The organism is Pseudomonas sp. W2I6 (genome assembly GCF_030815935.1).
GTDB lineage: Bacteria > Pseudomonadota > Gammaproteobacteria > Pseudomonadales > Pseudomonadaceae > Aquipseudomonas.
In genome coordinates this window covers 5,025,625-5,037,214 of sequence record NZ_JAUSXJ010000001.1, presented here as the reverse complement: position 1 = coordinate 5,037,214, position 11,590 = coordinate 5,025,625, and the positions used below count along the sequence as shown (strand labels likewise).

General features: G+C 59.8%; 10 protein-coding genes. 5 read left to right on the top strand and 5 right to left on the bottom strand.

Features of this window, described 5'->3' with window-relative positions:
* Window positions 1–90: 90 nt before the first annotated feature.
* The 4 genes from QF039_RS23200 to yaaA form a co-directional block, all read right to left on the bottom strand.
* On the bottom strand, window positions 91–1,260 hold the full coding sequence (locus tag QF039_RS23200) for an alginate biosynthesis protein Alg44 (RefSeq protein ID WP_003216292.1): 1,170 nt from the start codon (window positions 1,258–1,260) through the stop codon (window positions 91–93).
* A 36-nt stretch (window positions 1,261–1,296) separates the two neighbouring features.
* Window positions 1,297–2,778 carry a mannuronan synthase gene (alg8, locus tag QF039_RS23195; RefSeq protein WP_017477650.1) on the bottom strand — a complete coding sequence of 494 codons (1,482 nt, stop codon included), beginning with the start codon at window positions 2,776–2,778 and terminating at the stop codon, window positions 1,297–1,299.
* Window positions 2,779–2,862: 84 nt separating this feature from the next.
* Entirely contained in the window at window positions 2,863–4,179 is a 1,317-nt protein-coding gene (locus QF039_RS23190; RefSeq protein WP_003216295.1) for a nucleotide sugar dehydrogenase, read from the bottom strand.
* Window positions 4,180–5,070: 891 nt separating this feature from the next.
* Window positions 5,071–5,850, bottom strand: a complete 780-nt coding sequence (gene yaaA, locus QF039_RS23185) for a peroxide stress protein YaaA (RefSeq protein WP_307520926.1) — start codon at window positions 5,848–5,850, stop codon at window positions 5,071–5,073.
* A gap of 294 nt (window positions 5,851–6,144) precedes the next feature.
* On the opposite strand from yaaA, the gene QF039_RS23180 reads away from it, so the two are divergent.
* The 5 genes from QF039_RS23180 to moaE all read left to right on the top strand — a co-directional run bounded on the left by QF039_RS23180 (window position 6,145) and on the right by moaE (window position 10,342).
* Entirely contained in the window at window positions 6,145–7,269 is a 1,125-nt protein-coding gene (locus tag QF039_RS23180; protein ID WP_003216300.1) for a polysaccharide deacetylase family protein, read from the top strand.
* Between the two features lie 349 nt (window positions 7,270–7,618).
* The gene (locus QF039_RS23175; RefSeq protein ID WP_010170407.1) at window positions 7,619–9,013 is read left to right on the top strand and encodes a PhoH family protein; all 1,395 of its coding nucleotides are present in this window, start codon (window positions 7,619–7,621) and stop codon (window positions 9,011–9,013) included.
* A gap of 164 nt (window positions 9,014–9,177) precedes the next feature.
* Window positions 9,178–9,651 (top strand): cyclic pyranopterin monophosphate synthase MoaC, encoded by a 474-nt coding sequence (moaC, locus tag QF039_RS23170; protein ID WP_307520922.1) that lies wholly within the window; start codon window positions 9,178–9,180, stop codon window positions 9,649–9,651.
* Window positions 9,648–9,890 carry a molybdopterin converting factor subunit 1 gene (gene moaD, locus QF039_RS23165; RefSeq protein WP_177066657.1) on the top strand — a complete coding sequence of 81 codons (243 nt, stop codon included), beginning with the start codon at window positions 9,648–9,650 and terminating at the stop codon, window positions 9,888–9,890. The genes moaC and moaD overlap by 4 nt, the downstream gene beginning before the upstream one ends.
* A gap of 2 nt (window positions 9,891–9,892) precedes the next feature.
* Window positions 9,893–10,342 carry a molybdopterin synthase catalytic subunit MoaE gene (moaE, locus tag QF039_RS23160; protein ID WP_087692831.1) on the top strand — a complete coding sequence of 150 codons (450 nt, stop codon included), beginning with the start codon at window positions 9,893–9,895 and terminating at the stop codon, window positions 10,340–10,342.
* 67 nt (window positions 10,343–10,409) lie between these two features.
* Here the strand turns inward: moaE and QF039_RS23155 are convergent, their stop codons facing one another.
* Window positions 10,410–11,546, bottom strand: a complete 1,137-nt coding sequence (locus QF039_RS23155) for an FAD-binding oxidoreductase (protein WP_307520919.1) — start codon at window positions 11,544–11,546, stop codon at window positions 10,410–10,412.
* Between the last annotated feature and the right edge of the window lie 44 nt (window positions 11,547–11,590).

Here is an 11,590-nt window from a genome sequence, read left to right as displayed (position 1 = left end):
GTGTTGGCTGACACACTGCTTTCGCGAGCAAGCCCGCTCCCACAGGGATTGCGGTGTTTTTGAGAGAGTCATCACAGGCATGTCCTCTGCTTACAGACCGTTGGCCATGGCTTTGTCGATCAGCCAGTTCAGGGACGGGCCGCGATCGCTGGTCACTTCAACCGGGCGACCGGCGTAGGTGCTGTCCAGCGGGGCGTCGGGTTTGATCTGCACGCGGATGTCGGAGGACATTTCGCTGCTGTTCAGGCTGGTGCTGCTGACGATGGTGCCGGTGCGTACCTGCTCTTCATCCGCTACCTGGAAGTTCACGCGGGTGCCCGGGCGAACGTCGGCAAACTGGCGATAGGAGAAGCGCGCATCAACGTTGGCCTGGCTGCCGCGTGGCACCAGTTGGAAGATCACGTCGCCCTTGCTGGCGTACTGACCGTCGGCGACCAGTTGCTGGGCCACGACGCAGTCGCAAGGGGAGGTGAGGGTTCCGGTCATTTGCTTGCCGAACAGCTCTTCGACCTTGGCCGGTTGCAGCTGGTCTTCGTCCAGATGGCCCTTGAGCACGTCGAGCATGCTGGTGCTGAAGGTTGCCAATGGCGCGCCTTTGGCGGCGACCGCATCGCCTTTGATCAGGCTTTGCACGGTGCCATCGCGGGGCATGGTCACGTTCATCCCGGGCACGCTCACCAGGCCGGAGGTGGCGTGGCTGACGAAGTACATGCCGTACACCGATTTGACCACGAAGCCGAATGCCGCCAGGCCCACCACGAAGATCCCGAGGCTGAAAGTCACGGCCCGCAGGCGGCCACCGACGCTCATGTTGCTGCCGCCGTCCTTGACCTTGCGCGCCTTGGTGAAGTTGTCGCGTTGCAGGGTTGCCAGCACGTCACCCATGGTCACGATGTCACCGGCCAGGTGCGAGGTGATCAGGTGGCGCAGGGTGGAGATGTCTTGTGCATCGAGGTTCTGGAACTGGCAACCGGTGCGGCCGGTCTGGCGGTCGTAGGAGCGAATCTGCAGCTCGACGTCCATCGCCAGGCCCAGGTTGTCGATCACGAACTGCAAGCGACCCTTGTGCACATCGCCGACTTTCAGCGGCTGCTGCGGGGCGTTGAAGGCCAGGCCGCCGGCGGACAGGTCGATCACCCGCACTTCCATCGGTGTTTGATCGGCGCCGAAGAAGCGCAGCTTGGCCGGGATTTTGACCCGGGCGTGTTGGCGCTGGGCTTCGGATTCGTGGACAACGTTGGCGTTTACTGGGCTATTCATGGTGTTTAGTTCCTAGTTAATTCAGGCTTGGCAGGGTCAAACCATCATCAGCAACACGGCGACGAAAATGCTGCCGGCGGAGAAGGTCATGGTCCGAGACGACCAGGTGTTGAACCAACGTTGAAAGCTGGCCAAATCGCGGGTCAGTTTGGTGTCCTGGCGGGTCCAGGACTGTTGATCAAGGCGGAAGAACACGTAGATCTTCACCAGCGCGCCCATGATCTGGTTGTAATAGAGAATCACCGGGTAAGCCGGGCCGATCTTGTGGCCGGAGCACGACAGCAGCAGGGTCAGAATCAGGCGGGTGATGCCGATCCACAGCAGGTAGGCGAGGATGAACGCGCCGCCGTATTTGAAGGTGGCGATGATCGCCACGGTCAGCCCCAGCAGGGAGGTCCACATCGACACGCGTTGATCAAACAGCACGATGCTGGTGAACAGGCCCAGGCGACGCATACCCAGGCCCAGGGCACGTGAGTTCTGGCGCAGGTTGTTGCCGTACCAGCGGAACATCAGTTTGCGGCTGGCCTTGATAAAGCTCTTTTCCGGTGGGTGTTCCACGGTGTGGATCGCGGCGTCCGGTACGTAGAAAGTGTCGTAGCCCAGGCGCATCAGGCTGAACCAGCTGGACTTGTCGTCACCGGTCAAAAACTTGAAGCGGCCCAGGCGCCAGTGTTGCAGCGAGTCGCTTTCCACGTCGGCGATAAAGCCCGGGTCGGTGACCACGTTGGCGCGGAACACCGACATGCGACCGGTCATGGTCAGCACGCGTTTGGACAGGGCCATGGAGCACATGTTGATGTGGCGCTGGGCGAAGCGCAGCTTGTGCCACTCGCTCATGATGTAGCCGCCGCGCACCTCGCAGAACTCGTTGGTGGTCAGGCCGCCGACATTGCCGAACAGCTGGAACCACGGCACGGTCTTGCGCACTACGCCCTCGGCGAGCACGGTGTCGCCATCGATCACGGCCACTACGGCACGGTCGTCCGGCAGGTGGCGGGAGATGGCGCGAAAACCGAAGGCCAGGCCGTCACGCTTGCCGGTACCGGCGATGCGCACGAAGTCCAGCTTGACGTGGTCGGGCGGGTTCATCCTGGCCCACAGGCTCTTGACCAGCAGCTCATCGGACATTTCCACCAGGGAGCAGACCACGGTGGTAGGGAAGCCACATTCGATGGCCTCGCGGATCACCGAGCTGTAGACCTGGGCCGTGGTCAGCGCGTCGATCCGAAAGCTGGTAACCATCAGGAATACGTGGGACGGGTCTGCTGCCTTGCCCAGCTTGCGCACTTTGCGCCGCAGGTGCGGGTAGACCACGTACAGGAACAGCATGCCGCGAAAGAAATGCGTAGCACCCATCGAGTAGCGCCAGATACCGACGGCGCCAATCAGGAAAATAAAATTCTTCGACTCTGAGTCGAACGTACTCGCCGGCAACAGCAGGGCGAGTCCCATCAGCAGGCTCAGGAAAAACAGCCAGCCGGCAGATTGGAGGAGTACGTGTTTTAACTTGGACATAGGCGTCATTCCGCAGGTGAAGTAGGCTTCAAGCAGCAAGCGCCGGGGATCAGGACGCTTGCCGCTTGAAACTTGCCGTTGCTGTTACCAGCAAATGCCTTCGGTACGGCCGCTCACGCTGGTGGCCTTGGACATGAAGCCCACCAGGTCGACCACTTGCTTGCCGTGGGGTGCGTTGTGCGCCAGGGCACGGAACTTCTCATCGCGGTTGCCCAGGATGATCACGTCGGAGTTGTTGATCACTTCGTCGAAGTCCGAGTTGAGCAGGGACGACACGTGAGGGATCTTGCCTTCGATGTAGTCCTTGTTGGCGCCGTGCACGCGAGCGTATTCGACGTTGCTGTCGTAGATGCTCAGGTCGAAACCCTTGCCGATCAGCATCTCTGCCAGTTCCACCAGCGGGCTTTCGCGCAGGTCATCGGTGCCGGCCTTGAAGCTCAGGCCCAGCAGGGCGACTTTGCGTTTGTCGTGGCTGGAAACGATGTCGAAAGCGTTTTGCACCTGGGACTCGTTGCTGCGCATCAGCGAGTTGAGCAGCGGCGCATCCACGTCGAGGGAGCCGGCGCGGTACGTCAGGGCGCGCACGTCCTTGGGCAGGCAGGAACCGCCGAAGGCAAAGCCTGGGCGCATGTAGTACTGGGACAGGTTGAGGGTCTTGTCCTGGCAGACCACTTCCATCACTTCGCGACCGTCGACACCTACCGCCTTGGCGATGTTGCCGATCTCGTTGGCGAAGGTCACTTTGGTCGCATGCCAGACGTTGCAGGTGTACTTGATCATCTCGGCGACGGCGATGTCCTTGCGGATGATCGGCGCGTCGAGTTCTTCGTACAGCGACTGCAGGACATCGCCGGAAGCGGTGTCGAATTCACCGATGACGGTCATCGGCGGCAGGTCGTAGTCGGCGATGGCGGTGCTTTCACGCAGGAACTCAGGGTTTACGGCGACGCCGAAGTCGACGCCGGCTTTCTTGCCCGAGCAGTCTTCGAGAATCGGAATCACCACATTGGCCACGGTACCTGGCAGCACGGTGCTGCGGACCACGATGGTGTGACGGGAGGTCTTGTCACGCAGGACAAAACCGATCTCGCGGCACACCGATTCGATGTAGTTGAGTTCCAGGTCGCCGTTCTTCTTGCTCGGCGTGCCGACGCAAATCATCGACAGGTCGGTATCACGGATTGCCTCGGCGAAATTGGTGGTGCCGCGCAGTCGGCCGGTTTGAACGCCCTGGCTTAACAGCTCGCCCAGACCCGGTTCAACGATGGGGGATTTACCCGCGTTGATCAGGTCGATCTTTTCCTTGGAGATGTCTACGCCAACGACCTCATGGCCCCGTGCAGACAGGCAACCGGCACATACCGCGCCGACGTAACCCAAACCAAATATGCTGATGCGCATCGCATTTACCTCATTGTTAATCGTGCCACTAGATGGCCGGAGTTCATGTTTTGAAGCGTCACCCAGGCACTGGGAAGTGCGACGAATAAACGTCGGTATATCCAGTGCAGGCATACTAAAAGTCGAGTGACTAACTAATTCACTCAAGTTGTGCGCAACTTGGCCTTATTGTTGGGGCTTGCCCTGAAATGCAGCCAGCCTTCCTGGGGAAGGGCCTGGCGCCAGTGCCGCAAGGCGTTGACAGGGGCTTTTAGCCCTTATATATCAACGGCTTGGGTTGTCTCACTGACCCATACAGGTGAGCTCAGCCTTGGCCTTGTCGGAGAAAGTAGTGAAACCTTTGCGTCCGCCTTCAACTAATCAGTTGATGATTTGACCATTGAGTCAAAGTTATATGACAACTTTGCTACTTCCGTTGGTCGCCACGTAAGTCATCTCTTACATCTTCAGAGATAATCGTTACCGGTGGTATGAGCGGTGCTTTAGGACATAGTTCCTGTCCACTCATCCTGTTTCCTGAAATTTCTTGAAATATTAGGAAAGATGGCACTAGTACTATTCTGATAGCACTTGCTATTTAGGCCAGTAGTTGCGGGGAGTTGCGAGGGGTAAATAGTTTTGTGCCACTACTGTTTTAAAAAAGTGGTGCCACTACGAAAAAAATTGACGAATGTCGAGTGAAATAAATGTTAGGGAATCTGAAGAATTATTTTTGACGCCAAATAAATGACGATTATTCGAGCTGAAGAAGGGTTTATTCGAGGGAATTGTTGTGGCGAGGGAGCTTGCTCCCGCTGGGGCGCGAAGCGGCCCTGGCTTTTTTGGGGCCGCTGCGCAGCCCAGCGGGAGCAAGCTCCCTCGCCACGGGGTTCCGGTTTCAGAAAGACTGAGTTATTCCGGTGCGTGATCCCGCAGGAACACCAGGTTATCCGGCTTCGACTGCTCCGCATTGAAGCGATAACCCTGCACGTCAAACTCCTTGAGCCTGGCCGGGTCGTTGATGCGTTCTTCAATCACAAAGCGGCTCATCATGCCCCGGGCCTTCTTGGCGTAGAAGCTGATGATCTTGTACTGGCCGTTTTTCAGGTCCTTGAACTCGGTGTTGATGATTCGCGCATTCAATGCCGGGCGTTTGACTGCCGAGAAGTACTCGTTGGACGCGAGGTTGAGCAGCACGTCATCGCCTTGTTCGGCCAGGGCTTCGTTGAGCCACTCGCTGATGCGGGTGCCCCAGAAAGCGTACAGGTCCTTGCCACGGGCGTTGGGCAGTTTGGTGCCCATTTCGAGGCGGTACGGCATCATCAGGTCCAGCGGCCGCAGCAGGCCGTACAGGCCGGAGAGCATGCGCAGGTGGTCCTGGGCGTAGGTGAAGTCGGCGTCCTTGAGGGTTTCGGCGTTGAGGCCGGTGTAGACGTCGCCCTTGAATGCCAGCAGGGCTTGTTTGGCGTTGGCGGGGGTGAAGGCGGGGGTCCAGCCGCCGAAGCGTGCGGCGTTGAGGCCGCCGATTTTGTCGGAGACGTGCATCAGTTCGCTGATTTGCGCCGGGCTGAGTTCGCGCAGTTGTTCGATCAGCTCCTGGGAGTGGTCGAGGTATTGCGGCTGGGTGAAGCGCGGGGTGACCGGCTTTGACTCGAAATCGAGGGTTTTGGCGGGGGAAATCACCGTCAGCATGAAGTCGTCTCCTTTAATCGTGGGGGGATTCTAGGGGGTAGGGCGGTTTGACTCCACCTATGATGGTGATAGATAGCTGTGCGGTCGTTGGGGGGCATATCCGTTTCTGCGGTTACGGCGGCTTATGGTTTCGCTCTTACAGCGAGTCACTTTGCAAAAGCGTTCAAAAGTGAGCCGCTGTAAGAGCGGAACCGATACAAGCCATCACTCAAATAACGCATATACACACCAACCCAATAGCGCCCCCACACGATCGGCTATAGTGCCCGACGACTCTGGAAAGGGAGACCCTTCGTGCGAATTGCGCTTTTACTGTCAGCCTGGCTCATCTGCCTGGGCGCCCAAGCCGCCCCCGTGGATGTCGCGACCCTGGACCGCGGCACCTGGCCCGAACGCCTCAGCAGCCCCGCCCTGTTCGACGTCGCCTCACGTGCAGAAATCCTGATGTTCGCCCACACCCTGCTCGCCAGCGAATCCCTCGACGAACCCGCCCTCAAGCAGCGCCTGGGCCTGAAGATCATCAACCAGGCCTCGATCGACGACCTGCGCCGCCAACTCTGGCAACGGCTACTGGAAAACTACACCTTCGCCCAACAGAGCTGCGAACAGGACGCCTCCTTCTGCTACCTGGTGGAAAACATGGACGACCTGCGCGAACAAGCCGCCAAATTCGAAGTCAGCGACAACTCCTTCTATATAGGCTGGGCCGGCCCCAGCCGCGCATTCCACGAGCGCTACCTGGATGAACAGTTGCGCAAGGCCGCCCTGTTCCCCCAGATCAGCAGCGAAATCGCGCGCTTCGGTGATCACGAACGCAACGGCGACGAACTCAACGACCGGATGTTCCTGCTGACCTTCGACAGCGGACCGTCCCCGGTCAGCGGCAATACCGACTGGCTCGCCGACTACCTGCGCAAACAGAAAATGCACAGCCTCTTCTTCGTGCTGGGCAACAGCCTGCAAACCCGCGTCGAGAAAAGTTCGGCCACCGATGTGCAGGCGCTGTACCAGGGCCAGTGCGTCGGCATCCAGGGCTGGCAGTACCGCTCCCATAGCCACTGGGTCGACTGGCAGTCGTCCATCACCCGCAGCGCCTCCCTGGCGCAAAACCTGATGCCGGAAAACTACCTGCCGCTGTTCCGCCCGCCGTACGGTCAGCGCCGGTCCGACAGCCAGGGATTTTTCCAGTCACAAGGGCTGCAAGTGGCCTTGTGGGACATCGACTCGGAAGACGAACCCGGCAAGCTCAAGGCTGATGAGTCGGCGAACCGCGTGCTCACACTGATGCTGTTGTGGCGGCGCGGGGTGATCGTCTTCCACGACACCCAGGACAAGGCGCGCATCGCTTTACCCTGGCTTTTACACGCCACGGCAGAAAGTGGACTCGGCTGGCAGGATTGCCGCGAAGCGTTTCGCTGAAAAAGCACGAAAAGCCCGGCCCTGTTGGGGCTGAGGTTTTTCAGGGGGGAATTTGGGAGGTATTTCGACACAGGCGGACTTCCGACTTTAACGGTGCAATGCCGGCGCGCCTAGTGCTATTCGTCATCCTGAAAAATAAACTTCAAAAAAGCGTCAAAGTGCTTTTTCCTGTCATGTGTTTTGCGGTATTACGAAGACAGACAGCCGAAACCTGCAACACAGGTGGCGTCTTCCAAGACACCTCTTGTGTGCACCGCACTTGACGCCCCTCAAGTGCGTTCGACGGTCGAATCGAGGCGCAGCACTGTCGCGGTATTGCGTCGACTGGCTCCCACAAAGGTGACCGAGTATGGATGATCATGGACGTAACCCTTCTTCCGACCAGCCAATCCTTTATGTGCTTGATACCAATGTACTGATTCACGATCCAAACGCACTGCTCAACTTCGAAGAACACCACGTCGCCATCCCGATGATCGTGCTTGAGGAGCTCGACAAACTCAAAAGCGGGCACCACAGCGTTGCCGCCGAATGCCGCCAGGCCATCCGCCTGATCGACAAGACCCTCGGCGAAGCCTCCCCCGACGACGTCGAGGTGGGCGTACCGATCCAGCGTGGCAAAAGCGGGCCCAAGGGCTTGCTGTCGATTCTGATGAGCAAGCGCAGCGAGCCCAACAGCCTGCTGCCGGAAAATCTGAACGACAACAAAATCATCAACCAATTGATCGACCTGCACGCACGCGACAAGGACCTGCGCCTGGTGCTGGTGACCAAAGACATCAATATGCGCCTCAAGGCACGAGCATGTGGGATCGCTGCCGAGGACTACAGTACCGACCAACTGGTTGACGACGTGTCGATGCTGTCTCGTGGTTATCACACCATGACCGGCTCGTTCTGGGATCGCGTCAGCAAGGTCGAAACCCGTCAGGACCATGGCCGCACCTGGCACCAGGTACAGCTGATCGACAACCTGCCGGCTGTGCACATCAACGAATTCATCATCGACGAACAGGGTTTTGTGGGCTGGATCAAAGAGATCCAGGTCGACAAGCTGCTGATCCTCGACCTGCATCAGGAACCCCTGTTGCACCAGGAAGCCTGGGGCCTGAAACCGCGTGATATCTACCAGAGCCTGGCGCTGTATGCCTTGCTTGATCCGGACATCCACCTGGTCAACCTGACCGGCGCCGCAGGTTCGGGGAAAACCATCCTCGCCCTGGCCGCCGCCATCGAACAGACCATGGTTACCAAACGCTATCGCCGCATCATCGCCACCCGCAGCGTGCAGGGCCTGGACCAGGAAATCGGTTTCCTGCCCGGCACCGAAGCGGAAAAAATGGAGCCGTGGCTGGGGGCGATCACCGACAACCTCGAAGCCTTGCACATGGATGACGAAAACACCCATGGCAGCGTCGATTACATCCTCAGCAAAGTGCCGTTGCAGTTCAAATCCCTCAACTACATTCGAGGTCGCAGCTTCCAGCAGAGCCTGATTTTGATCGATGAATGCCAGAACCTCACGCCGCACCAGATGAAAACCATCATCACCCGTGCCGGCGCCGGTTCCAAAGTGGTGTGCCTGGGCAACCTGGCACAGATCGACACCCCTTACCTGTCCGCGACCAGCTCCGGGCTGACTTACCTGACGGAACGCTTCAAGGACTTCCCGAACGGCGTGCACATTGCGCTGCAAGGCGTCCCTCGCTCGATTCTGGCCGAATACGCCGAATCTCACCTGTAACCACGGTCAATGTGGGAGCTGGCTTGCCTGCGATAGCATCACCTCGGTGTAACTGACATACCGAGGTGCCTGCATCGCGGGCAAGCCCGACTCCCACAAAAGCCAGCTCCCACATTTGATCGGCGTTGGGTTTACAATCGGGGCTCCTGATCAGGAGTATCCCTGTGCTGACTCATCTCGATTCCCAAGGTCGCGCCCACATGGTCGACGTCACTGAAAAAGCCGTGACGTTCCGTGAAGCCGTGGCCGAAGCGCGGGTGCGCATGTTGCCCGAGACCCTGAAAATGATTGTCGACGGCGCCCACCCCAAGGGCGACGTGTTTGCCGTGGCCCGTATCGCCGGGATCCAGGCCGCAAAAAAAACCAGTGATCTCATTCCCCTGTGCCACCCGTTGATGCTCACCGGGGTCAAGGTCGAGCTCAGTGCCGATGGCCTGGACGCGGTGCGCATCGTCGCCCGCTGCAAACTCTCCGGGCAGACCGGCGTGGAGATGGAAGCGCTGACCGCGGCCAGTGTTGCCGCCCTGACGATCTACGACATGTGCAAGGCAGTGGACCGTGGCATGACCATCGAAACCATTCGGCTGCTGGAGAAATTCGGCGGCAAGAGCGGGCATTTCAAGGCGGACCAGGCATGAGCATCAACGTACTGTTTTTTGCGCGCTACAGCGAGGCGATTGGCCTGGACTCCCTGGAGATGGAAGGCGATTTCGCGTCGGTCGACGCTGTACGCCAGGCATTGGCCGGTGACCCGGAATTCGCAGTGCTCAATGAGGCCAGCCTGATGTGCGCTCGTAACCAGGAATTGTGCGACCTTGATGAGCCGCTGCAGGCTGGCGACGAAGTGGCATTCTTCCCGCCCGTGACCGGAGGCTGACCATGGCGATTCGGGTGCAGGCCGAGGCGTTTGATCCCGGCGCCGAGGTCAATGCGATGCATGCGGCCAATGTGGGCGTAGGCGCGGTGGTGAGTTTTGTCGGCTATGTGCGCGACTTCAATGATGGCCTGGATGTGGCGGGGATGTTCCTCGAACACTACCCGGGCATGACTGAAAAGGCCCTCGGCAAAATCGCCGTGGAGGCCGAGCAACGCTGGCCGCTGCTCAAGCTGGAAGTGTTGCATCGCATTGGCGCCCTGGAGCCGGGTGAGCCGATCGTGTTTGTTGCGGCGGCCAGTGCCCATCGTCAGGCCGCGTTCGATGCCTGCGCCTTTGTGATGGACTACCTGAAGACGCGCGCTCCGTTCTGGAAGAAGGAAAATACCAGCGAAGGGCCACGCTGGGTGGAAGGGCGCGACAGCGATCACGCAGCCGCTGACCGCTGGAAATAACGTGTGGCGAGGGGCTTGCTGTGGGGAGGGAGCTCCCTCCCCACAGCAAGCTCCCCCGCCACACAGGTCAGGTCGAGGTGTGCAGCCGGTGGGGCGACAGCATCGCTTCGGTCAACCCGAACGCCGCCAATGCATCCGGCAACGGCTTGCCGCGCACCAGCGCCGCACTGGCCTGGCCCATCGCCGGAGACGTCTGGATCCCGTAGCCGCCCTGAGCCGCAATCCAGAACAATCCCTCCACTTGTGGATCGAACCCGCAGACCAGATCACCATCGCTGACGAAACTGCGCAGCCCGGCCCAGGTCCGCGCAGGCCGGCGGATACTCAGGGTGGTGGCTTCCTCGATGTGATAGATGCCCGTGGCGATGTCCAGCTCTTCCGGTTGCACATCGTGGGGCTCCACCGGGTCGGCATTGGCCGGTGAGCCGAGGAACATGCCGGCGTCGGGTTTCATATAGAACGAACCGTCGAGGGCCGCCAGCTCCGGCCATGCGTGGATGTTCAGCTCGGCGGGTGGAGAGAAGACGAACGCGCTGCGACGTTTGGGTTGCAGGCCGATTTTCTGAGCGCCGGCCAACTCGCCGATGTGATCGGCCCAGGCACCGGCGGCGTTGATGATCACCGGGGCGCTGAAGTGCTGTTGGGCCGTGCGCACCTGCCAGAGTCCTTGAGCGTCACGGGTCAGTTTCTGCACCTCACTGTCGGTGTGGATTTCTCCGCCATTGCGCCGAATGCCGCGCAGGTAACCTTGATAGAGCGCATCGGTATCGATGTCACACACGGTCGGGTCGTAGATCCCGCCATGGACTTTTTCCCGGCGCAGGATCGGCATCATGGCCATCGACTCCTCGACGTCGAGCAGTCGCGTTTCTGGCACAAGGGCTTTGGCACTCAGGTACTGGCGCTGCAACTCACCGGGGTCGCCAATCAAGTCCACCAGCAATTCGCCCCGTGGGGTGAGCAAGGGGTGTTCGGCAAAGCCTGCGGGCGGCTGATCGAAGAAGGCGCGACTGCCCAGCGTCAGCGCGCGGACCTGGGGCGTGCCATAGGCGGCGATGTACAGGGCGGCGGAACGGCCGGTGGAGTGGTAACCCGGCATCGACTCGCGTTCCAGCACGATGACGCGCGCATGGTGTGACAGCCAGTAGCCGGCGGATGCGCCGGCGATGCCACCGCCGATGATGAGGTAGTCGGCCTGGTTCATGTGTTCCTCCTGGATTTGAAAATGCTGAAACCAAATGTGCAGGC

Coding starts and splice junctions, on each gene's coding strand:
- QF039_RS23200 (WP_003216292.1), bottom strand. CDS start 1,260: ATGAATAGCCCAGTAAACGCCAACGTTGTCCACGAATCCGAAGCCCAG.
- alg8 (WP_017477650.1), bottom strand. CDS start 2,778: ATGTCCAAGTTAAAACACGTACTCCTCCAATCTGCCGGCTGGCTGTTT.
- QF039_RS23190 (WP_003216295.1), bottom strand. CDS start 4,179: ATGCGCATCAGCATATTTGGTTTGGGTTACGTCGGCGCGGTATGTGCC.
- yaaA (WP_307520926.1), bottom strand. CDS start 5,850: ATGCTGACGGTGATTTCCCCCGCCAAAACCCTCGATTTCGAGTCAAAG.
- QF039_RS23175 (WP_010170407.1), top strand. CDS start 7,619: ATGGATGATCATGGACGTAACCCTTCTTCCGACCAGCCAATCCTTTAT.
- moaD (WP_177066657.1), top strand. CDS start 9,648: ATGAGCATCAACGTACTGTTTTTTGCGCGCTACAGCGAGGCGATTGGC.
- moaE (WP_087692831.1), top strand. CDS start 9,893: ATGGCGATTCGGGTGCAGGCCGAGGCGTTTGATCCCGGCGCCGAGGTC.
- QF039_RS23155 (WP_307520919.1), bottom strand. CDS start 11,546: ATGAACCAGGCCGACTACCTCATCATCGGCGGTGGCATCGCCGGCGCA.